Below are 21545 nucleotides of genomic sequence, written 5' to 3' on the forward strand. Positions count from 1 at the left end.
GAGCGGGGGTTTCGGTCGTTCGGGGCGATCGATCAGATCGAGTCGACCCAGTTGCGCAGCAGCTGAGCTCCCGCGTCGCCGGACTTCTCCGGGTGGAACTGGGTGGCGCTCAAAGGCCCGTTCTCCACCGCGGCGAGAAATGGGACGCCGTGCTCGGCCCAGGTCAGTTTGGCCGGGGCGATCTGCGAGCCGCCGTCGTCGGTCCAGGCCCAGTGCTGGGCGGCGTAGGAGTGGACGAAGTAGAAGCGGGTGTCGGCGTCCATACCCGCGAACAACACGCTGTCCTCGGGGGCCTTGACCGTGTTCCAGCCCATATGCGGCAGAACCGGCGCGTCCAGGCGCTCGACGGTGCCGGGCCATTCGGCGCAGCCCTCGGTTTCGACGCCGAATTCGACGCCGCGCTCGAAGAGGATCTGCATGCCGACACAGATGCCGAGGACCGGGCGGCCGCCGGCGAGGCGCCTGCCGATGATGCGGTCACCGCGCACGGACAGCAGGCCCGACATGCACGCGGCGAACGCGCCCACGCCGGGGACCACGAGACCGTCCGCGTTCGAGGCGATTTCGGGATCGGCGGTAATGGTGACGTCGGCGCCGGTGCGCGCCAGGGCGCGGCTCGCGGAGTGCAGATTGCCGGAGCCGTAGTCGAGGAGGGCGATCTTCTTGGTCATAGTGAGCCCTTGGTGGAGGGGACCCCGGAGACGCGCGGGTCGTATTCGACGGCCGCGCGCAGCGCCCGCGCGACGGCCTTGTACTCGGCCTCGGTGATGTGGTGCTGGTCGCGGCCGTAGAGCACCCGCACGTGCAGGGCGATGCGGGCGTTCAGCGCGATCGACTCGAACACGTGCCGGTTGATGACCGTAGAGTACGACGCGGTCGGCGCCACGCTCGGAATGATGGTGTGCAGCATGTGATCCGGCTCGCCGGTGTGCACGCAGTAGGGCCGCCCGGACACGTCGACGACGGCGTGCGCGAGGGTCTCGTCCATCGGAATGAAGCAGTCGCCGAAGCGGCGGATGCCCTTCTTGTCACCGAGGGCCCGGCCCAGCGCCTGGCCGAGGACGATGGCGGTGTCCTCCACGGTGTGGTGCGCCTCGATCTCGATGTCGCCCTTGGCCTGGACGGTGAGGTCGAAGCTGCCGTGCTGGCCGAAGGCGGTCAGCATGTGGTCGTAGAAGGGGACGCCGGTGGAGATGTCGGTCTTGCCGGAGCCGTCCAGGTTGAGCTCCACCACGATGCTGGATTCGCGGGTGGTGCGCTCGACCCGGGCAATGCGGTCCGGACGAGCACTGCGGTCGGTGGTCATCGGGCGATCAGCTCCTCGGACGCCAGTTTCGCGCTGACGCGCAGGAATTCGTCGTTCTCGGCGGCCAGGCCGATGGTGGTGCGCAGGTAGCCGGGGATGCCGACATCGCGGATGAGGACACCCTCGTCGAGGTAGTGCTGCCAGGCGCGCGGGGCATCGGCGAAGCGGCCGAACAGCACGAAGTTGGCGTCCGACGGGATGACGTCGTACCCCATCTCGGCCAAGGCAGCCATGACCCGATCGCGCTGCGCCGCCAATTCGGCCACGCTGCCCAGGGTTTCGTCCGCGTGCCGCAGCGCCGCCCGAGCCGCGGCCTGGGTGACCACGGACAGGTGATACGGCAGCCGCACCAGCAGCAGGGCGTCGATGACCGCGGGTGCGGCCACCAAATAGCCCAGCCGACCGCCCGCGAAGGCGAACGCCTTGGACATGGTGCGGCTGACCACCAGCTTGGCCGGGTACTTGTCGATCAGGCCGATGGCGCTGGGGGCGGAGGAGAACTCGCCGTACGCCTCGTCCACCACCACGATGCCGGGCGCTGCCTCCAGGATGCGCTCCAGGTCCGCGAGCGGAATGCTATGGCCCGTTGGGTTATTGGGGCTGGTCACGAAGACCACGTCGGGGTTCTTCTCCCCCACCGTGAGCACCGCGCGGTCGATGTCGAGGGAGAAGTCGCCATTGCGCTCGGCCGCGATCCACTCGGTGTCGATGCCCTCGGAGATGATCGGGTGCATCGAGTACGAGGGCACGAAACCCAGTGCGCTGCGGCCGGGTCCGCCGAAGGCCTGCAGCAACTGCTGGAGGATCTCGTTGGAGCCGTTGGCGGCCCACACGTTCGCGACGTTCACCGCGACGCCGGTCTGGCGGGTCAGGTACTCGGCCAGATCGGTGCGCAGTCCGACCGCGTCGCGATCCGGGTAGCGGTGCAGGTCGGCGGCGGCCGCGCGCACGGATTCGGCGACGTCGTCGACCAGGGCCTTACTCGGCGGGTGCGGGTTCTCGTTGGTGTTGAGCTGCACCGGCACGGTCAATTGCGGTGCGCCGTACGGACTCTTGCCGCGCAGGTTCTCGCGCAGCGGCAGGTCGTCGAGCGAGATAGCGGAGCCGGGGACGGTCACAGTACTCACCGCAGCTCTCCGAATCGCGCCTGCACGGCCTGGCCGTGCGCGGGCAGGTCCTCGGCATCGGCCAGGGCGACCACGTGCCCGGAGACATCCTTCAGCGCCTCCTCGGAGTACTCGACGACGTGGATGCCGCGCAGGAAGGTCTGCACGCTCAAACCCGAGGAGTGCCGGGCACATCCGGCGGTGGGCAGGACGTGATTGGATCCGGCGCAGTAGTCGCCGAGCGAGACCGGCGACCAGGCGCCGACGAAAATCGCTCCGGCGGAACGCACCCGGGCGGCCACACCCGCGGCGTCGGCGGTCTGGATCTCCAGGTGCTCGGCCGCGTAGGCGTTGACCACGCGCAGGCCCTGGGCGATGTCGTCGACCAGCACGGTGCCGGACTGCTTGCCCGACAGCGCCTCCGCGACGCGGTCATGGTGCTTGACCACGGCCATCTGCGCGGTCAGCGCCGCGTCCACCGCGTCGGCGAGCTCGACGCTGTCGGTCACCAGCACGCTGGCGGCCAGCACATCGTGCTCGGCCTGCGAGATGAGGTCGGCGGCCACATGCGCCGGATCGGCGGTGGCATCGGCCAGGATGGCGATCTCGGTGGGCCCGGCCTCCGCGTCGATGCCGACCAGGCCGCGGCACAGCCGCTTGGCAGCGGTCACATAGATATTGCCCGGGCCGGTGATCATGTCGACCGGTTCCAGCTGCGCGCCGTCGGTATCGGTGCCGCCGTAGGACAGCAGCGCCACGGCCTGCGCGCCGCCGACCGCCCACACCTCCTCGACGCCCAGCAGCTGGGCGGCCGCCAGGATCGTCGGGTGCGGCAAACCGCCGAACCGGGCCTGCGGCGGGGAAGCCACGACCAGCGAATCCACGCCCGCGGCCTGCGCGGGAACCACGTTCATGACCACCGAGGACGGGTAAACGGCATTGCCGCCCGGCACGTACAGCCCGACCCGCTCGACCGGCACCCACCGCTCGGTCACGGTGCCGCCGGGCACCACCTGGGTGGTCTTGTCGGTGCGGCGCTGATCGTTGTGGACCTTGCGAGTGCGCTCGATGGCGACATCGAGGGCCGCGCGCACCGCCGGGTCCAGCTCGGCGAGGGCCCTGTCCAGTTCGGCGGCGGGCACGCGCACGGAGTCGGGCTTCACACCGTCGAACTTCTCGCTGAATTCCAGTGCGGCCTCGACGCCGCGATCGCGAATCGCCTCCACGACCGGTCGCACATGATGCAGCACCGAGTCCACGTCGACGCCCCCGCGCGGCAGAGCCGCGCGCAGTTCGGCAGCAGTGGGAGTGCGTCCGCGCAGATCCACGCGGGCGAGCTCGATGCGGCTAGTCATAGCGCTGTGCAGTCCTTGTCTGTGCTGATTTCGAGGGGTTCGCGACGCAGCCGAAACCGCTTGCGACCAGCTACCAGCCTATCGGGTCACCGCCAGAGCTTTACGCCGCGGCCGAGCTCACGCGCCCGATTGCCACGCGTAAGCCGCCGGGGCGGGGGTTTTCGACCGCCTTGCCGCCGGTCTCGGCCGGGGAAACACCGCCCGGACCGGCGGCGATGGCTTTCCGCCGGATAGGGGCGAGACGGTGATCACCCGCTCACGCGGTGGTCTCGGCGACCTGCGGATCGACGCGGGCGGCGACCAGGTGTTGCTGGCCGAAGGTCCAGGCGTTCTGGGTGACGAAGTAGAGCAGGATGGCGATCGGCATGACCGGGCCGACCAGCAGGGCTCCGACGGGAAAGACCCATTGGGACAGCGTGTTCATGATGCGGACCTGGGAGCCGGCCGCGCCCTCGGCGGGCTGCGGCTGGCGGGCGACGGCGGCGCGGGCGGTGAAGTGCGTGGCCACCGCCGCGATGACCATGAGCGGAATCGCCACGGCGGCAACGGTTCCGAAGGACGATCCCGCGGTGGACAGGGTGGCGGCCAGGGGCGCGCCGAACAGTTCGGCGTGCAGGAAGGATTGCACCTGGTCGGCATTGAAGACGTAGTTCTCGGTGTGACCGGGCTGGAAGGACCGCAGCACGTGGTACAGGCCGATGAAGACCAGGGTCTGGCCGATGATCGGCAGGAAGCCGGTCATCACATTGACCCCCGACTCCTTCTGTAGCCGCTGCATGGCCAGCGCTTGCTTCTCGCGGTCGCCCGCGTGCTTGCGCTTGATCTCCTGGATCTGCGGCTGCATCTCCGCGAGCGCCCGCGAGAACCTCAGTTGCGCGATGTACGGGCGGATCAACAGGGCCCGCAGGGTCATGACCAGGAAGACGATGGCCAGCACCCAGGCCGGCCCGCTGTTCGCGCCGAGCACCGACGCGAAGGCGGTGTGCCACAGCCACAGCACGGCGGACACGGGGTAGTAGATGAAATCGAGCACGGAACACCTCGCTGCACGGCGCCCGCACACGCGTGCGGACGAGGGGAAATTCGGAACGACGAAGAACCCGACGGCGCACACAAAAGGGCGTGCGCGGTCAGGCCGCGAGGATTCCGGGTGCCCGCGGGCGCGGCCGGCCCGCCGCATCGGGATTGCTCTGCCGCAGGAACGCCCCGCGGCGACGCCGACCGGCCGATTCCGCCGGACCGGCGTGCGCGGTCGCCGCGAGCAGCGGCCCACGCGCCGACAGCACCGCCGCGGTCACCGCGACCAGTGCGGCCGCGCCCAGCATGAGCAGCGAATCAGGGGTTGCCACGGCCAGATACAGCACCGCGAACGCGGAGACAACGAGCGCGCACGCCGGCAGCGCCGTCGATCGAATCCGCGTGACCATGCGGCCGAGATTACCCGCGCTTCCAGCCCGCGGCACCCTGTGTTCTCCGCCACCGGTCTCCGGTATGCGACCGCGCCCCCGCGGGGGCGCGAGGATCGAAGGCTCGACCGGCTATTCGGTGACGAGGCGGCGAATGATCATGGGCTCGGCCACGATTCCCCCCAGCGCTCCGGCCACATGCTGGAAGTGCTCGGTCGCGAAGTGCTCATCGAGCGCGCCGGCATCCTGCCGCTGCTCCACCACGACCATGTGGGACGGGGTCGTTCGGGTTGGCGCGGACGAACAGCGCCGCACCGGTTCCGGTGCGGCGCTGGTGGTTTCAGTTGCGAGCTCGCTACCTGGTGTCGCTGTCGATCAGCAGGTTGCCGGTGCCGCTGTCGATCACCCGCAGGTTCACCGACTTGCTGGGATTGCTCTTGGTGGTCAGGCTGGCCAGCGAAATGTCGACCGAGCCATCGGCGTTGTTGCTGTCGCTGCCGCGCGCGCCCTCGATGGTGGAGTAGCGCTGGATCGGGTTCTGCGTCCAGTAGCTCTGGAACGCGGACGGGCTGCCGTACACCTGCTGCGCGGCCGGGGTGAGCCGGCTCCACGCGTCCTGGTACCGGCTGTAGACGATGGCGTCGTAGAACTTGTCGACGGCATCGGCGCCATTGCCCACGCTGACGGTGGAGGCGCTCTTGGTCTGGCCGAGGCCCGACGGCGCCCCCTTGGTGACGCTGGCCGAGACCGACGCCTTCACCGAGGTGGTGTCCCCGCCCGCGCTGGGCGAGTTGGTCGATCCGGAGCTGCCGAGCAGACCGAACGCAATGCCGCCGGCCACCACGACCACCGCGACCAGTCCGATCCACACCAGCTTCTTCTTGGAGGCCGGCTCCGATTCCGGTTCGGCCGCAGGGTGATTGCGGGTCGGGGGCCCGGCGTTCATGGGCGGACGCGGGGGCGGCGTCTCCAGCAGCTGCGCCTGGCTCACGGCACCGGTCGGGATGTCGGCGTTGGCGGACGGGCGACGCTCCATCTGCCGGGTGGTCTGCCGCGGGGCGGCGCCGGCGGGCGGGGTGACCGGGCCCGAGCGGCGGGCGGCGAGCACGCGGGTGGCCTCTGCGTCCGGACCGACCTCGGCGAAGTCGGCCATGATGTCGCGGACGTCGAGCATGCTCGGCCGGTCCTCCGGCTCGAAGCTGAGCAGGCTGAGCAGCAGATCGCTGAGCGGTCCGGCATTGCGCGGTTCGCTGATCTGGCCGTTGGCGGCCGCGTACAGCAGCGCCAGCGGATTCGGGTTGGTGCCGTAGGGCGGTTCGCCTTCCAGCGCGTGGAAGAGCGTGGCGCCCAAGGCGAAAACGTCCGCGGCCGGGGTCGGCTCGGCGCCGCGCGCGACCTCGGGGGCGAGGTAGGCGGCGGTGCCGGAGATGAGTCCGGTGGCGGTCAGCGTGACGTCACCCTTGGACTTGGCGATGCCGAAGTCGGTGATCTTCACCGCGCCATTGTCGCCGAGCAGGATATTGCCCGGCTTGACGTCGCGATGCACGATGCCGGCCCGATGCGCGGCGATGAGCGCGGATGCCACCTGCTCGCCGATGCGGGCGACCTGCGGCAGCGGCAGCGTGCCCTGCGCGGACAACACCACCGCGAGGCTCTGCGAGGGCAGATATTCCATCACCAGGCATGGGTCGCCCTCATGCTCGGTGATGTCGAATACGACGATGGCGTTCGGGTGCTGGAACCGGGCCGCGTTGCGCGCCTCGCGCGCCGCGCGCTGCCGAACGATGTCCTTGTCCGCATCCGACAGGCTCGGCTGGGTGAGGATCTGTTTGATCGCCACGGAACGTTCGAGCCGCTGATCCACGGCTCGCCAGACGACACCTGTGCCGCCGCTACCAATCCGTTCGACCAGGCGGTAATGCCCTGCGATCACTTGGCCGGTTTCGATGGCACTACTCCGAAGTTCTCCGAGACGACTGTGACAACGCGGTTGCCCGCGCGTTTCCCCGCACGAGTGTAGCGGGCGACGCGCGGATCTCCGACGTCAGCGTGAGATATGAGCGAGATCTCGGTGAGATCTGCGCCGCACCCGAGTGACCGACCTGTGACCGGATAGGTGAAATCACTGGTCGGAGCATGTCCATGACAGGACATAGACCAATCGGTTTGGTGTGTGTTCGCTCCCGCGCACCGATGGCGTTCAGCTACCTTTCACTCCGGACTCACTCCGAACGCCGGGCCGGACAGCGCGCGAGCCAGTTGCGCCGCGTCGGCCGCGTCGAGCTCGATGTCGAAGACCTCCGCGAGCACCTTCGGCAACTCGGCAACCTCCAGTTCGCGCATGTCCTCCGATCCGTCCGGATAGCTGGTGGTCCAGGTGGTGCCGTCGAGCTGGTGATGCGCCTCGGCATGGAAGCGCTGCACGAACGGCCGCGTGGCGAACGGCGACCGCGTCGAGGTGGAGACGTAGTGGTTGCCGACCGCGAAGTCGATGCGGTACTGCGGCGTGGCGGTGAAGGTGTGCCGGTCCACCCAGCCGTCCTTGCCGAACTGGTACAGCGTCCAGAGCTCGCCGCCGACCGCGTCGTAGGTCCGCTCCAGCCGGAAACGCCATGCGCCCGCACCGAATTCGCCGCGATCCGGCGCCAGCTCGACGGGTTCCAGCGGACCCCGGCCGAAGCCGACATCGCACAGCCAGACGCGATCGTCGTCGGCGGCCCGCACGCGCAGCAGGGCATGGGTGGCCGGGCGCAGGTTGGTCGCGCCCTGGGAGACTCGGCCGGACATGGCGGTGAATTCGTAGCCGAGCCGTTCCAGCGCGGCCGCGAAAAGGCCGACGTTCTCGTAGCAGTAACCGCCGCGCCGCTGCCGGATCAGCTTGTCCTGCAGGGCTTCCAGATCCAGCGGGATACCGCGGCCGAGAATGATCTCCAGGTTCTCGAACGGGATCGTCGTGGTGTGGGCGCGCACCAGTGCCCGCAGGGTGGCCAGGGTCGGGGTGCGTTCTCCGATGAATCCGATCCGGGCCAGATAGGCGTCCAGGTCGAGGTCCGCACCCAGCCAGGTGTACGAGGGGTCCGCCGGTGTAGTCATCACTGCCTTCCTGTCGGCCGGATTCGCGATGATCAACCGTATTCGGCGCGAATGTGTTCCGGTGGCAGCGGGCGGGTCAGTGCACGGCGTTCGCCAGTGTGGGCAGCCCCTCGCGGTAGGTGGGATATTTCGGCTTCCAGCCCAGGTCGGCGCGCGCCTTGGCGTTCGAGACGTGGATGTCGAAGTCCAGCATCTGGGCGGCGGCCAGCGGTGAGGCCATGCGGATCAGGCGGGCGGGCAGCCGCGGGGGGCGGCGCGCGCCGACGGTGTCGGCCATGGCGTCGAGCATGGTGTCCCAGGTGATCGGCTCGTCGTCGACGATGTTGTACGCCTGGCCGGGGACGCCGTGTTCGAGGGCGGCGACGGTCGCGGCGGCGGCGTCCTCGAGGTGGATGAAGCCGGTGTGGCCGGTGGCGGTGGTGGGCAGCGGGAACATGCGCATCCGCAGGGCACGGACGAAGGGCTCGGAGGCGCCGGGGCCGTAGAAAAGGCCGTAGCGCAGGGCGATTCCGTCGATGCCGGGCGCGCGCCAGGCACTGGATTCGGCCTCGTGCAGCGCGCCGATGATGCCGTCGGTGACGTCGCCGGCGATGCGGCCGAACGGATCCTGCTCGGTGACCGGCTTCGCGCCGTGATCGCGCAGGCCGTAGCCGATGATGAGCGACTGCGTGAGATAGCGGCGTGCCCCGGCCTGCTGGGCCAGCTCGAGCAGGTGCCTGCTGCCGATCTCACGTAAGGCGTTGGTGCGCAACAGGCCCGGCGCGTGATAGTGGGTGGGCGGCGAGTATCGGTAAGCGGTGAGCTCGTGGATGACGGCGTCGGCGGTCAGTCGCTCGGTGGCGCGCAGCAGGTCCGAGCGGTCCATGACATTGGCGACCAGCGGCGTCGCCCCGAGTGAGCGCGCGACCTCCGTGCCGCGGCCGCCCCGGGTGAGCGCGTACACCTGGTGTCCCGCCTGCCGCAGCGCGGTCACCAGTGGCCGCCCGATCGCTCCCGTCGCCCCAGCCACCACGACTTTCATTGCAGATCACCCCGTTTCGCCGCGTCGATATCGAGCCCGAGCCTAATGTCCGGTGCGGAATCGCGTAATCGTGGACAGCGTGATCCGGGCCCGCTTAGCCTGAATTCATGATCGCGCTGCTGGACCGGCTGCGGCTGTTCATCATTCGCGAGTTCACCGTGCACTGGGGGCGGACCGCGGCGTCGATCGTCGTGTTGACCGTGTGCTCGGCATTTCTGGTGGCGGTGATCGGCATCTCCGGGTCGCTCACCGGATCGGTGCAGAAACTGTCGGCCGGACTGGCGGGCAATGCGGCACTGGAGATCTCGGGGGTCACCGATGCCGGATTCCCGCAGCAGGTGCGCGCCGATGTGGCGGCGGTGCCCGGGGTCGCGGCGGCCGTGCCCATGTTGCGGGCCATCGCGGGGCCGGATTCCGATCGGCTGCTGATGCTGGGTGTGGACTCCTCGAGCGCGGCCCTCGACAGTGATCTGAAGGGCGCGGTGCAGGGTGACGAGCTGGCGAGCCTGCTCACCGTGCCCAACGGTGTCCTGGCCGGGCCGGGAACGGGATTCACCAAGGGGCAGCAGGTTCAGCTGGGTCCGATGCGGGTCACCGTCGCCGCGGTGCTGAGCGGCCGGCGGCTGTCCCAGCTCAATGGCGGGCATTATCTGGTGGCTCCGCTGCCGGTGGCGCAGCGAATCACCAACCGGGCCGGGCAACTGGATTCGGTGCTGATCGTGGCGCAGCCGAATACCGATCGGGCGCGACTGAACTCGGCGGTCGCAGCCGCGGTGGCGGGGCGGGCGCTGGTCGGCACGCCGACCGAGCGGGCGGCCCAGAACGGCAATGGCGTCGTCTTGGTGCGGTTCATCGCCTCGATGGGCGCGGGCCTGGCGTTCGTGGTCTCGGCCTTCCTCATCTACAACACCATGAGCATGGCGCTGGCGGGGCGGCGGCCGGTGATCTCCATGCTGCGGGCCATCGGAGCACGGCGGCAGACGATCGTAGGGGACGTGCTGGCGGAGGCGGTGACGCTCGGGCTGGCGGGCGGCCTGCTCGGCGCGGGGCTGGGTGTCCTGGTCGGGCGTTACGCGATCGGTCTGCTGCCCGGCGCGTTCACGCAGATGATGGACGCGCGGTTGGAATACATCCTGCCCGGCTACGCGATTCCGGTCGCGGTGGCGGCGGCGACGCTGACCAATGTGCTGGCGTCGGCGGTGGCGGCGCGGCAGGTGTACCGGGTGTCGCCGGTGGAGGCCCTGGCCCCGGTCGGCGTGTCCAGGGCCGATGCGATCTCGGCGAGATTGCGGGTGGCGGCGGCCGTGGCCGGCATCGGGCTGGCGGTGGTGGCGGTGCTCGTGCAGCGCGCGCATCTGGGGCTGTTCGCCGCGGCCGCACTGGGTTTCGCGTTCGGCGCGGAGATCCTGCTGGCCTTCGCCTGCGCCGGGCCGATCGTGCGCGCGGCGGCGGGTACGGCGCGGCGGTTGGGTGCGGCGGGCGTGCTGGCCGGGGTGAATATCGATCGGGCGCCGCGGCGGGTCTGGGCGACGCTCATGACGGTCGCCATCGCGGTGGGCATGACCGTCACCATCACCGGCGCGAACGCGGACGCCACGCGCTCGGCGCGCGACACCTTCGTCTCGATTGCCGACAATGACGCCTGGGTGAGCCTGAGCGCCGAGGACATGACGCCCACCACGCTGCTGCCCGGCGATGTGCTCGACCGGGTGCGGTCGGCGCCCGGGGTGGGGCGCGTGGTGGAGGGGCAGATGGCCTTCGCCTCCATCGCGGGCACGAAAGCCCTTGTCTACGGCGTGGATCCGGGCAGCAATTTCTCCATGTTCCGCGCGATGAGCGCGGACATGCAGCGGCGGGTGCTGGCGGGTGAGGGCATTGTGCTGTCGCGGGATCTGGCGCGGTCGCTGGGTGTTTCGGCCGGGGACGAGCTGGCCGTCCAGACGCCGAGCGGGGAGAAGCGCACCCGGGTGCTGGAGACGGTGTCGTACTTCTCGGCGCTGTCCGGGACGGCCGCGATCAGTCTGACGCTCATGCGGGACTGGTTCGCGCGGCCCGGTTCGACCACCCTGCAGATCGACGCCGCGCCGGGAGTCGGTCGGCAACAGGTGGTTTCGGCCCTGCGAGCCGCGTTGCCGCCGGAGATCCACGTGTTCACCGGGGCGGCGGCCCTGGACGGGGTCAGCAGGGCCATGCAGGAGGGGCTGGTCCTGTCGCGGATCATGCTGGTGATCGTGGCCTTCATCGCCGCCATGGCGCTGCTCAACACCTTGACGCTGGCGCTGCTGGAGCGGCGGCGGGAACTGGGCATCCTGCGCGCGGTCGGGTCGAGTCGCAAGTTCGCGCTGCGCATGGTGCTGGCCGAGGCCGCCGCCATCGGGGTGATCGGAGCAGGGCTCGGTGTGCTGTTCGGGCTGGGTGACCAGTTCTTCTATGCGCTGCTGGCGACCGACACACTCGGCATCGACGTGACCTTCCGGCCCGGGCCCCCGCTGCTCGTATTCGCCCTCGCCGCACTGGCTTTGAGCCTGCTCGGGTCGATTCCCCCGGCGGTGCGGGCGGCGCGGCTGAACATCGTGGACGCGGTCAGCGCCGAATAGCGGTCAGGCCGCGCACTTGGCGTTCGGCGGCGCGGGCGGGGCGGAGTCGATGCCGCCCGCGACATCGATGAGGTAGTCGTGATCGCCGCCCAGCGGCTCGGTGCCGAGCAGTAGACGTTGGACCACACACCCGGATTCGAAGAACACCGGATTGATGCCGTGGTCGCCCGGCACCACGCGGCCCTCCAGGTCACGGCCACTGACCACGGTGTACATCGAGACCGGATGGCCGGTGAGGGCGAGCCCGGCGCGCATCTCGAGCGAATGGATGTAGGGCACCAGGGGGTCGGCGGTGCCGTGCAACAGGATCGCGCGCTTGACGTCGATGCGGTCGGACATCAGTACCGCGGACCGGTCGAGATAGGACTGCGGGCAGGTGATCGGAGTGCAACCGCCCGCGTCGCGTTCGATCTCGGCCCGCACCCGCGGTCCGGCCAGGCCGGATTCGAGCCAGGCGGTGACATCGTCGGCGTGGCCGAACGTGTCGACCCAATAGTCGTAGGTGCCGGGCGGGGCGTAGGCGGCGGCCAGACCGCTCGTCACGCCACCCTGGCTCCAGCCCCACAGGACGGTGGGACCGAGGCCGGGATGCTCAGCGCGGTACCACTGGGTGGCCGCCAGCGTGTCCCGCCAGCCCGCCCAGACGTTCCACTCCCCCGTCCGCCAGGTGCCGGTGCCCGAGCGCTGATCCATGGTGACCAGGGCCGCACCCGTCTGACGGACGATCGAGGCCAGATACTCGGGGAAGTCACCGGCGCTGCCATCGTGACCGTGCACCGCCACGATGAGCGCCCTCGCCCCGCCGTCGGGTTCGTAGACCCGGCCGGTGGCGGTTTCACCGTCCACGGTCAGCGTCACCGGCCTCACGGACACGCCATCGGATGGCGCGCTCGAAACCACCGGAGCCGCAACCACCGTCGCCGCGAGCATGCCCGCGACCGCACCGACCACCCGAAACCCTCGCCATCGGCCGCCCACGCCCGGCATCGTCGCACGTCCGCCCGGTCCGGGCGGGTACCCACGCCGGGCCGCTCGCCCAGCGTTCCGACGCCGCGAGGTGCGCGTGGATTCGGCTGGCGGAGGCTAGTATTCGACCATGCGTTCGATGGACACCGCGGAACGACGGGCTCGGCTGGGGGTGCGGCATCGGCTGGCCGCGCAGGCTCGGGGCGAGGAGGTGGAACAGATCGTGCGGTCGGTGGTGGCCTTGCACGCCACGGATCCGGCCACCGCGTTCCTATCGGTCGCGGCACGCGGCACGGGCATCGAGCCCGGGCATGTGGAGAAGGCGCTCTACGACGAGCGGACGCTGCTGCGCCTGCTGGCCATGCGCCGCACCATGTTCATCGCTCCCGTCGATCTGGTGCCGGTGTTGCAGGCTTCGGTCGCGGATGCGCTGGCGCACAAGCAGCGCAAGACCTACGGGCGGTACATCGAGCAGTCCGGCCAAGTGCGGGGGAACGTCACCGCGTGGCTGAGCGAGGTCGAGGCGGAGACGCACACGGCGCTGCTGGCCCGCGGTAGCGCGACCGGAGCACAGCTGAGCAAGGATGTCCCGCGGCTGCGGACCCAGGTGGATACCGCGCCGGGAAAGCCCTATTCCAAGCCGACCAATATCACCACCTGGGTGCTGGTGACGCTCGGCTGTGAAGGCAGGATCGTGCGCGGTCGACCCAATGGGAGCTGGGCCAGCAGCCAATACACCTGGTCGCCCATCGAATCCTGGCTTCCGGACGGTATTCCGGCGTTGCCTCTGGAACAGGCGCGAGCGGAGCTGGTCCGGAAGTGGTTGCGCGCCTTCGGTCCCGCGCCGGTGAGCGACATCAAGTGGTGGACCGGCTGGACACTGGGCGAGGTCCGCAAGGCGCTGGCGCTGGTGGACACCGTCGAGGTGGACCTGGACGGTGAGACCGGCCTGGTTCTCGCCGACGACCTGGAACCCACCGCCGCCCCCGAACCCTGGGCCGCTCTGCTGCCCGCCCTCGACCCCACCCCGATGGGTTGGCAGTCCCGCGACTGGTACCTCGGCCCGCACCAGCCCGCCCTCTTCGACCGCAACGGCAATATCGGCCCGACCGTCTGGTGGGACGGCCGCATCATCGGCGGCTGGGCCCAACGGCCGGACGGCGACATCATCTGGCGGCTCCTGGAAGACGTGGGCGCCGACGCCGAACACGCCATCGCCGCCGAAGCCGAACGCCTGCAAGCCTGGTACGGCGACATCCGCCCGATTCCCCGTTTCCGGACGCCCTTGGAGCGCGAGCTCACTGCCTGAGCATCACGATCGTCCCCTTGTGCCCGTACTGCGGAGCACGGTTCGGCACAGCCCCGCGGGCGCGTCGCGCGACGCGAATTCCGCCATGCCGGATCGCGATCCAGGCCGCATGCGGGGTGCGAGTTTGCGATCCCATGTCGATCTCATTGCGGGGCAGGGTATTCGACGGTCCGCGCGGCGGCCGGATCGGTACTGTGATGTTGCTGTCCACGAGTATTCGGAGAATTTCTGCGGGCCTACCGGGCGGCAGGCTGTTACTGTCTGAATTGTTGTTCGCACGATCCGGGCCGGGACGCGGGGAGGTCCAGGGGTTCGGCGAGTCTTCGGAGTGTGTCATGGCATTGACGAATCGGCTGGTCTCCCCGGCTGCCCCGCACATCGATGCGGCCGGCGCGTCGCGGGCCGAATCCAGTATCGAGCGGCCCACGGCCGCGCCACAGCGAAACGAACTCTGGGGCAACGCCTTCCGCGATGCCGCGCTGGGCATGTGCGCGGTGTTGTCGGCGACCGACGGGCGCATCGATCCCGCGGCGCGCATGCGGGTGGCGCAGATGGTCGGCGCGCACGAGGTCCTCTGCCACCGTTCCCCCGAGGACCTGCGAAATCTGTTCGAGGACAATTGCGCCCGGCTCATCATGGATCCGGCCTTCGGCCACGCCTATGTGATGGCCCAGATCGCCAAGGCCACCGAATATCCCGAGCAGGCGGCCGCCGTCGTGCGGATCGGTCTCATCGTCGGGCAAGCCGACGGCGAACTCGGCGCACACGCGCTCACGGTAATTCGCGAGGCGTGTCAGATTCTGCGTTTGGACCCGAACGAATTCGGTGTGTAAAGCCCTCTGGCTTTTGCTGGACATTACCCGGACGGGCCCCGCATCCTTGGAGCGTTTGATGCCCAGCGAGGGGATGCACTCTGCATGGCGATCCAAGGGTTCCTCAATATTCTGCTCGATACCGTCCACCCCAATCGGGGCTGGCGATACTGCGGCTGGTGCGAAGGCACCGGGGCCGCAGGCTATTCCGAGAGCGGGTCGATTGTTTTCTGCTCATGCTGCGGCGGCACCGGCTGGCTGGTCGATCCGCCCGTGTACCGGCGCTGAACACGCGATTCACCCCCGGCCGAGGGGCACACCGGGGGTGAATCGACGGAAACTCGTTTCTCACATATCGAGTCCGAGATCCAGTACCCGGACCGAATGGGTGAGCGCGCCGACGGCCAGGTAGTCGACGCCGGTGCGCGCGTAGTCGGCCGCCATGTCCAGCGAAAGTCCGCCCGAGGACTCGAGTTTGGTGCGCGGCGACCGGGAGTTGCGACGCTGTACGGCCGCCTGGGTGGCCCACAGCGGGAAGTTGTCCAGCAGAACCAGTTCCACGTCCTCGGCCAGGACGGCGTCGAGCTGGTCGAGGCTGTCCACCTCGACCTCGCACTCGATGTCCGGGTTCAGTTTCCGCACGGCGCGCAGCGCGGCAACCACCGAGCCCGCCGCCACCACGTGGTTGTCCTTGATGAGCGCGGCATCGCCCAGGCCCATACGGTGATTGACGCCGCCGCCGACCCGCACCGCGTACTTCTGCAGAGCGCGCAGGCCGGGCAGTGTCTTGCGGCTGTCGCGGATTCGGCACTCGGTACCCGCCACCGCGTCCACCCATCGCGAGGTGGCCGTCGCGATGCCGGACAAGTGGCACACCAGGTTCAACAGCGTGCGCTCGGCGGTGAGCAGCCCGCGGGTGGGCGCGACCAGGCTCAGCACGGTATCGCCCGGCTGCACTCGGGTTCCGTCGGCCACCCGCCCGGTGACCTCGTAGTTGTCCGCGCCGAGCACCTCGTCGAGCACCAGCAGCCCGACATCCAGCCCGGCCACCGTGCCTGGTTGCCGAGAGGCCATGCCCGCCTTGGCCACCGCGTCCTCCGGCACCGTGGCCATCGTGGTGATGTCGGGTCCGTACCGCAGATCCTCGTCGAGGGCGGTACGGATGAGCGCGACCACCTCGTCGCGGTCGAGTCCGGCGTCGAGGGTCATGACTGCACTCCTTGTTCGATGACTGTTGCCGCGCCCCGGGCGTATCCGCTCATGACGCGGCGGGAATCACAGCGCGGCCCCAGGGCAGCGGCTCGACGCCCTCGGACACCAGCTTCGGACGCCCGTCCGATCCCAGCCGCACCGAGGTGCTGCGTCGCAACTCCTCCCGCGGCTCCGGGTAATCGGAGCGGGTGTGGCAGCCGCGGCTCTCGGTCCGCGCCGCCGCCGCGACCAGCAGCGCCCGCGCGGTGAGGGTGAGCGCGGAATCCTCCAGCTCGCGGAGGATGACGGCCGCCGAATCCGGCTGCGCGCCCGCACCATTCGTGTGCGCGTCCGGTCCGCCCGCACGCTGGGCGGGCGGCATGTCGGCCCCGTCGACCGGGTCGCCCGACGCCCCAGCGCCGTTCAGGCCTTCCGGGTCGGGCGGGCCGCTCACCGGGCCGTTCGAGACGGCCGCACCGGCGGGGCGGCTCGGTGCGCCGGTGGCGGGCGCGAGGCGGTTCAACGCCCACTCGACCGGGATATCCGGCGCGGCATTGTCGGCGACGAGGCCGAGGATCCGCAGGATGGCGGCACGCAGGCCGTCGCCGTCGCGGACGATGGCGGCGTGTTCGGTCATCAGCTCCTGCAAGAGCTTCCGGTCCGCACGGGGGAAGCGCAACGGGCCCACCTCGGTGATCGGAGCGGACATGCCCTGCCGTTCGGCGGAGGCCGCGCCCGCGCGCTCACCGACCACCAGGCCCTCGAGCAAGCTGTTGGAGGCGAGGCGGTTGGCGCCGTGCAGGCCGGTGCGGGCCACCTCACCCGCGGCGTAGAGGCCGGGGACGGTGGTACGGCCGTGGGTGTCGGTGAGAATGCCGCCGCACTGGAAGTGGGCGGCGGGGGCGACCGGGATCAGGTCCGCGGTCGGGTCGATGCCCGCGGCCAGGCAGGAGGCGGTGATGGTCGGGAAGCGTTGCGCGAAGCCGTCGATCGAGCGGGCGTCGAGATAGACGTGATCGGTGTCGAGCGCGTGCATGCGGGCCGCGACGGCGCGGGAGACGACGTCGCGCGGAGCCAGGTCACCGCGCGGGTGCACCCCCGCCGTCACCGAATCGCCCTCGGAGTCCACCAGAATCGCACCCTCGCCGCGCACCGCCTCACTGATCAGGGGACGGCGGCCGAGACCACCGGGGGTGAACAGCACGGTCGGGTGGAACTGCACGAACTCCAGATCCGAGACCAGCGCCCCGGCCCGCAACGCCAGGGCGATGCCGTCGGCGGTGGCGCCCGCTGGATTGGTGCTGCACGCGTACAGCTGGCCGAGACCACCCGTGGCGAGCAGCACGGCGGGTGCGTGCACGATGCCGAATCCCTTGTCCGACAAGGCGATAACGCCGCGCACCCCTTCGGGACCGGTCACGATGTCCAGCACGGCGGCACCGAAGATCGCCGACAGCCCCGCGGCATTCAACGCACGCTGCACCTCGGCACCGGTGGCGTCACCGCCGGCGTGAATGATCCGCCGCGTGCTGTGCCCGCCCTCCCGGGTCCGCGATACCTCGCCGTCTCGCCCGAGATCGAATACGGCCCCGAGGTCGGTCAGCGCGACCACCGCCTGCTGACCGCCCTCGACGATGGACCGCACCGCGTCGGCGTCACACAGTCCGGCCCCGGCGACCACGGTGTCGTGCACATGGGATTCCACCGAATCCCCAGACGGCGCGACCACGGCGATCCCGCCCTGCGCGTACTGCGTCGAAGTGTCGGTGGGTCCGCCCTTGCTGAGCGTCAGCACGCGCAGCCCGCGCAGGGAGGCGGTCCGCGCGGCGGTCAGCCCGGCCACTCCGCCACCCACGACGACGAGGTCGGCCTCGGCTTCCCAGGTGATGGAAATCGATGTATTCACCATTGTTCATCCCTCCCCGCACGGGGTGATGTGGCTATTCGCCGCCGCCCGGGTTGCCGATCTCGATCATGCGCTGGACCGAATTGCGGGCCAGGGCAGCCGTTTCGGGATCGACGTGAACCTCGTCGCGGTTCTCCACCAGGCAGCGGAGCAGGGCGGCGGGGGTGATCATCTTCATGTACTTGCAGGAGGCGCGGTCGTTGACGGCCTGGAAGTCGATGCCCGGGGCGGCCTTGCGCAGCTGGTGCAGCATGCCGACCTCGGTGGCGACCAGGACCTGGTTCGACTTCGCCGCCTTGGCGGCGTCGATCATGCCGCCGGTCGAGAGGATGTGCACGCGGTCCGCCGGGAACTCGCCCGCGCCCGCCAAGTACAGAGCCGAAGTGGCGCAACCGCATTCGGGGTGCACGAACAGTTCCGCGTCGGGGTAGGTGCGGGCCTGCTCGTTGAGCTCGTCGCCGTTGATGCCGGCGTGCACGTGGCACTCGCCCATCCAGATGTGCATGTTCTCGCGGCCGGTGACGCGCTTGACGTGCGCGCCCAGGAACTGGTCCGGCAGGAACAGCACCTCGCGATCCGGGTCGATGGAGGCGACCACGTCGACGGCATTGGACGAGGTGCAGCAGATGTCGGTCAGCGCCTTCACCGCGGCGGTGGTGTTCACGTAGGAGACCACCAGCGCGTCCGGATGCTCGGCCTTCCAGTGGCGCAGTTCCTCGGCGGTGATGGAGTCGGCCAGCGAGCAACCCGCGCGCTGGTCCGGGATGAGGACGGTCTTCTCGGGGCTGAGGATCTTGGCGGTCTCGGCCATGAAGTGCACACCGCAGAAGACGATGGTGTCCTCCGGCGCCTCCGCGGCGATCCGGGACAGCGCCAGGGAGTCGCCCACATGGTCGGCGATGTCCTGGATCTCGGGCAGCTGGTAGTTGTGGGCCAGGATGGTGGCGTTGCGCTCACGCGCCAGCCGCTTGATCTCCTGCGCCCATTCGGGAGTGGCCTCCACGCCGGTGTATCCCGACGGCCCGTCCGCGATGCGCTCGGTCAGCGTCATCGTCGCGCCCACTGCTGCAGCCATGGCATGGCTCCTTCTCTCATGCGGCCGGCAACCTCGCCGATTCGCATCCCATCGGTTTTCGACTTAGAATCGAAAACGTGGCCCATCGTAGCACCATCCACGAAACGCTCACCGCCGTGTTCCAGGTTCGTCGCTTCCCTGACACCATCCGTGCAGGTGAGAGCGCTATGGCCCGGCCCAGTGCGGTGCTGGATCGGTGCCCGCCCGGCCAACGCACGGAATTGGCGGTTCTGCTGTGGGAGCGGGCCCTGAATCCCGCCAAGGGAACCTGGTCACTACCGGGCGGCCGGCTGCGCGACGACGAGGACCTCGACACCTCGGCCGCGCGGCAACTCGCCGAGAAGGTGGATGTCCGAGAGTTGACGCACCTGGAGCAGGTGTGGGTGTTCAGCGATCCGGATCGAGTTCCCGGTGATCGACGGATCGCCTCGGCCTATTTGGGTTTGGTGCCGCTCACCGCGGAACCGGAGCTTCCGCCGGACACGCGCTGGCATCCCGTGTCGGACCTGCCGCCGATGTCCTTCGACCACGGAATCGTCGTGCGCCATGCGCGGAATCGTTTGGCCGCCAAGCTCTCCTACACCAATATTGCCTTCGGCCTCGCCCCGGCCACGTTCACCATGTCCACATTGCGCGAAATCTACTGTGCCGCACTAGGATACGACGTCGACACCACCAACCTCCAGCGAGTGTTGTCCCGCCGCAAGGTGATCACCCCCACCGGCGCGACGGCGTCCCCCGGCCGCGCCGGTGGCCGACCCGCCGCCGTCTACCGGTTCACCGACTCCGGAATTCGCGTCACCGACGAATTCGCCGCGCTCCGGCCGCCGAGCTGATAGCTGTCCCAGGCTCACCCGCATGGAAGCCGTCGACGCTCTCGACCTGTACCGAGCGCGCACCCGTACCGGTTGGGAGATTCCGATCGGTGTGACCGGCGAAATGTCGCCGGCCACACCGAACCGTCGGTCAGGACGCGGCTTTCACTCCCGGCGGATTCCAGGTGCCGTCGACGACCTTGGTGTCAGGCCAGTACAGGCGCAACAGCAGGTTGAAATCGGCCGAATCCGGAGCCGGGAGCCAGTTGGATTCGTGCTCCGGACCGGGGTTCTGGCTCTGGATATAGATATCGAGCGAGCCATCGGGATTCCTCTGCATCCGCTCGCCCCGGACCGCGTAGCGGTTGACGGGGTTGGCCACGAAGTAGCCCTTCTGGTTGTACATCGTGAGCGACCAGAACGCGTGCACCGGCGGAATCTGGTCGGCGGTGAAGTGCAGGACATGGCCGCGATCCGAGTTCAGCTGCGTGCCGTCGGCATCGGTCTGCGTGTTCGGGTAGATCGCGTCCTCGGGCAGGTTCGCGCCGAGGCCGCCGTGCGCGACGACGGCGCGCTGGTCGTAGTCGGTGCCGTAGGTGCCCATGCCGCTGACAGCGCTGTTCCAGCCGTTGACCGGCTTGCCGCCCATATTCGCCTCGATCTTCGACAATGCCTTGGGCCAGGCGTTTTCCCAGGTCTTACGGTCGGAATCGGAGAGCGAAGCCAGATCGAGTTTCTTGTCCGGCGTCCATCCCGCCTTGGCCAGTTGGTCGAGCAGGTCCTTGTCAGCCGGGAGGGGCTGATTGTGGGACAGGCTCGAGTAGTACAGATCCCAGTACTGCTGTGGCGTCAGGTTGTGGATGTAGGCGCCGACCTCCTGTCCCTGGGGCCAGTCCGGGTGCAGGTCGGTGTTCTCCGGCGGGGTGTAGGCGGTGCCGTACGCGCTCAGGGGCGCGGCGGTGAGCTGCTGCTGGATCGCGGCCACCGCGGGAATGTCCTCGGGGCCGTTGACCTGGATACGACCGATGATCCAGCCGCCGTCGGTCGGCATCTTGTACTCGCGGACGCCGTCCGGCAGGCTGCCGTGCCAGTTCGGGCCGGTGATGGCGAACTGGTAGCCATGGCTCGGGCCGAGGGTGCGGGTGCCCGGTGACGCCTGCACATTGGTCCACATGTCCAAGATCGGGAGCAGATAGTAGCGATCACCCATATCCGGAACGTTGATCACCAACGGCTCTTTCGAAACGTCATAGAACATCGACGAATACAGGGTGTCGACGTTCGCACGCACGACGCCGTTGAAGGACGCGTCGGGCAGGAACGCCATATTGGCGAACTGATTCATCGGAGCGGCCCCGCGCCCATCGGGCTGTCGCACGTTCGTCGACTGCCGGCGCGTGACCTCGACCGATACCAGTGGGTAGCTATAGACGTATGCCTTGACCGCCGCGTCCGCACTGACACCGGCCTCCGATGACGGGTTCTTCGAACAAGCCGTCATCCCCACCGCGACCATCGCCGAAATGATGAGCGCCGCAATGGCCTTGCCTTGACGAGATCTCGAACTCACAGGCCCTCCTAGGGGCT

At 69.3% G+C, this 21545-nt stretch carries 20 protein-coding genes; 5 read left to right on the forward strand and 15 right to left on the reverse strand.

Translation table 11 applies throughout. From position 1 onward, the window contains the following. Positions 1–32: 32 nt before the first annotated feature. From hisH to GLP40_RS14280, 10 genes are all read right to left on the reverse strand, one after another. Positions 33–671, reverse strand: a complete 639-nt coding sequence (gene hisH / locus GLP40_RS14235; RefSeq protein WP_154788379.1) for an imidazole glycerol phosphate synthase subunit HisH — start codon at positions 669–671, stop codon at positions 33–35. Continuing rightward, a complete protein-coding gene (hisB, locus tag GLP40_RS14240) occupies positions 668–1306 on the reverse strand; it encodes an imidazoleglycerol-phosphate dehydratase HisB (protein ID WP_154788380.1) in 639 nt (212 codons plus the stop codon). Before hisB ends, hisH begins: the two co-directional genes overlap by 4 nt. Beyond that, positions 1303–2433 (reverse strand): histidinol-phosphate transaminase, encoded by a 1131-nt coding sequence (locus GLP40_RS14245; RefSeq protein WP_328290143.1) that lies wholly within the window; start codon positions 2431–2433, stop codon positions 1303–1305. The genes hisB and GLP40_RS14245 overlap by 4 nt, the downstream gene beginning before the upstream one ends. Further along, complete coding sequence (gene hisD, locus GLP40_RS14250; RefSeq protein ID WP_154788381.1) at positions 2430–3767, reverse strand: histidinol dehydrogenase; 1338 nt, start codon at positions 3765–3767, stop codon at positions 2430–2432. The genes GLP40_RS14245 and hisD overlap by 4 nt, the downstream gene beginning before the upstream one ends. Before the next feature lie 256 nt (positions 3768–4023). Then, entirely contained in the window at positions 4024–4800 is a 777-nt protein-coding gene (gene yidC / locus GLP40_RS14255; protein ID WP_328290144.1) for a membrane protein insertase YidC, read from the reverse strand. A gap of 97 nt (positions 4801–4897) precedes the next feature. Then, the gene (locus tag GLP40_RS14260; RefSeq protein WP_154788383.1) at positions 4898–5194 is read right to left on the reverse strand and encodes a DUF6412 domain-containing protein; all 297 of its coding nucleotides are present in this window, start codon (positions 5192–5194) and stop codon (positions 4898–4900) included. A 111-nt stretch (positions 5195–5305) separates the two neighbouring features. Further along, positions 5306–5443: a hypothetical protein gene (locus GLP40_RS14265; RefSeq protein WP_154788384.1), complete on the reverse strand. Its 138-nt coding sequence runs from the start codon at positions 5441–5443 to the stop codon at positions 5306–5308. Positions 5444–5528: 85 nt separating this feature from the next. Then, positions 5529–7106: a serine/threonine-protein kinase gene (locus GLP40_RS14270; RefSeq protein WP_328290145.1), complete on the reverse strand. Its 1578-nt coding sequence runs from the start codon at positions 7104–7106 to the stop codon at positions 5529–5531. Between the two features lie 278 nt (positions 7107–7384). Then, positions 7385–8266, reverse strand: a complete 882-nt coding sequence (locus tag GLP40_RS14275) for an arylamine N-acetyltransferase family protein (RefSeq protein ID WP_154788385.1) — start codon at positions 8264–8266, stop codon at positions 7385–7387. Positions 8267–8342: 76 nt separating this feature from the next. Then, entirely contained in the window at positions 8343–9287 is a 945-nt protein-coding gene (locus GLP40_RS14280; protein WP_154788386.1) for an NAD-dependent epimerase/dehydratase family protein, read from the reverse strand. A 107-nt stretch (positions 9288–9394) separates the two neighbouring features. Between GLP40_RS14280 and GLP40_RS14285 the strand changes: the two genes are divergently transcribed. Further along, positions 9395–11884, forward strand: a complete 2490-nt coding sequence (locus tag GLP40_RS14285; RefSeq protein ID WP_154788387.1) for an ABC transporter permease — start codon at positions 9395–9397, stop codon at positions 11882–11884. Between the two features lie 3 nt (positions 11885–11887). Here the strand turns inward: GLP40_RS14285 and GLP40_RS14290 are convergent, their stop codons facing one another. Then, the gene (locus tag GLP40_RS14290) at positions 11888–12751 is read right to left on the reverse strand and encodes an alpha/beta hydrolase family protein (RefSeq protein WP_328290146.1); all 864 of its coding nucleotides are present in this window, start codon (positions 12749–12751) and stop codon (positions 11888–11890) included. Between the two features lie 229 nt (positions 12752–12980). Here GLP40_RS14290 and GLP40_RS14295 point away from each other — a divergent pair, with 229 nt between their 5' ends. The 3 genes from GLP40_RS14295 (at position 12981) to GLP40_RS14305 (ending at position 15259) form a co-directional block, all read left to right on the forward strand. After that, positions 12981–14159, forward strand: a complete 1179-nt coding sequence (locus GLP40_RS14295; protein ID WP_154788388.1) for a winged helix DNA-binding domain-containing protein — start codon at positions 12981–12983, stop codon at positions 14157–14159. 335 nt (positions 14160–14494) lie between these two features. Beyond that, positions 14495–14992, forward strand: a complete 498-nt coding sequence (locus tag GLP40_RS14300; protein WP_196054663.1) for a tellurite resistance TerB family protein — start codon at positions 14495–14497, stop codon at positions 14990–14992. A gap of 84 nt (positions 14993–15076) precedes the next feature. Next, on the forward strand, positions 15077–15259 hold the full coding sequence (locus GLP40_RS14305; RefSeq protein WP_154788390.1) for a hypothetical protein: 183 nt from the start codon (positions 15077–15079) through the stop codon (positions 15257–15259). A 60-nt stretch (positions 15260–15319) separates the two neighbouring features. On the opposite strand, the gene nadC is transcribed toward GLP40_RS14305, so the two are convergent. Genes nadC through nadA form a run of 3 tightly spaced genes read right to left on the reverse strand, consistent with a single transcriptional unit; the run spans position 15320 to position 19143 of the window. Beyond that, on the reverse strand, positions 15320–16180 hold the full coding sequence (nadC, locus tag GLP40_RS14310; RefSeq protein WP_154788391.1) for a carboxylating nicotinate-nucleotide diphosphorylase: 861 nt from the start codon (positions 16178–16180) through the stop codon (positions 15320–15322). 49 nt (positions 16181–16229) lie between these two features. Beyond that, entirely contained in the window at positions 16230–18071 is a 1842-nt protein-coding gene (locus tag GLP40_RS14315; RefSeq protein ID WP_154788392.1) for an L-aspartate oxidase, read from the reverse strand. 31 nt (positions 18072–18102) lie between these two features. Then, entirely contained in the window at positions 18103–19143 is a 1041-nt protein-coding gene (gene nadA / locus GLP40_RS14320) for a quinolinate synthase NadA (protein WP_154788393.1), read from the reverse strand. Positions 19144–19220: 77 nt separating this feature from the next. Between nadA and GLP40_RS14325 the strand changes: the two genes are divergently transcribed. Then, positions 19221–19979 carry an NUDIX hydrolase gene (locus GLP40_RS14325; protein ID WP_328290147.1) on the forward strand — a complete coding sequence of 253 codons (759 nt, stop codon included), beginning with the start codon at positions 19221–19223 and terminating at the stop codon, positions 19977–19979. Positions 19980–20109: 130 nt separating this feature from the next. On the opposite strand, the gene GLP40_RS14330 is transcribed toward GLP40_RS14325, so the two are convergent. Beyond that, positions 20110–21528: a DUF1254 domain-containing protein gene (locus GLP40_RS14330; protein ID WP_154788395.1), complete on the reverse strand. Its 1419-nt coding sequence runs from the start codon at positions 21526–21528 to the stop codon at positions 20110–20112. Positions 21529–21545 lie beyond the last annotated feature (17 nt).

It is taken from the genome of Nocardia aurantiaca (genome assembly GCF_009708175.1).
Taxonomy (GTDB): domain Bacteria; phylum Actinomycetota; class Actinomycetes; order Mycobacteriales; family Mycobacteriaceae; genus Nocardia; species Nocardia aurantiaca.

Bases quoted from the DNA above. Each gene is read 5' to 3' on its own strand.
- hisH (WP_154788379.1), bottom strand. From the start codon at position 671: ATGACCAAGAAGATCGCCCTCCTCGACTACGGCTCCGGCAATCTGCAC.
- hisB (WP_154788380.1), bottom strand. From the start codon at position 1,306: ATGACCACCGACCGCAGTGCTCGTCCGGACCGCATTGCCCGGGTCGAG.
- hisD (WP_154788381.1), bottom strand. From the start codon at position 3,767: ATGACTAGCCGCATCGAGCTCGCCCGCGTGGATCTGCGCGGACGCACT.
- GLP40_RS14260 (WP_154788383.1), bottom strand. From the start codon at position 5,194: ATGGTCACGCGGATTCGATCGACGGCGCTGCCGGCGTGCGCGCTCGTT.
- GLP40_RS14265 (WP_154788384.1), bottom strand. From the start codon at position 5,443: ATGGTCGTGGTGGAGCAGCGGCAGGATGCCGGCGCGCTCGATGAGCAC.
- GLP40_RS14275 (WP_154788385.1), bottom strand. From the start codon at position 8,266: ATGACTACACCGGCGGACCCCTCGTACACCTGGCTGGGTGCGGACCTC.
- GLP40_RS14280 (WP_154788386.1), bottom strand. From the start codon at position 9,287: ATGAAAGTCGTGGTGGCTGGGGCGACGGGAGCGATCGGGCGGCCACTG.
- GLP40_RS14285 (WP_154788387.1), top strand. From the start codon at position 9,395: ATGATCGCGCTGCTGGACCGGCTGCGGCTGTTCATCATTCGCGAGTTC.
- GLP40_RS14295 (WP_154788388.1), top strand. From the start codon at position 12,981: ATGCGTTCGATGGACACCGCGGAACGACGGGCTCGGCTGGGGGTGCGG.
- GLP40_RS14300 (WP_196054663.1), top strand. From the start codon at position 14,495: ATGGCATTGACGAATCGGCTGGTCTCCCCGGCTGCCCCGCACATCGAT.
- GLP40_RS14305 (WP_154788390.1), top strand. From the start codon at position 15,077: ATGGCGATCCAAGGGTTCCTCAATATTCTGCTCGATACCGTCCACCCC.
- nadC (WP_154788391.1), bottom strand. From the start codon at position 16,180: ATGACCCTCGACGCCGGACTCGACCGCGACGAGGTGGTCGCGCTCATC.
- GLP40_RS14315 (WP_154788392.1), bottom strand. From the start codon at position 18,071: ATGGTGAATACATCGATTTCCATCACCTGGGAAGCCGAGGCCGACCTC.
- nadA (WP_154788393.1), bottom strand. From the start codon at position 19,143: ATGGCTGCAGCAGTGGGCGCGACGATGACGCTGACCGAGCGCATCGCG.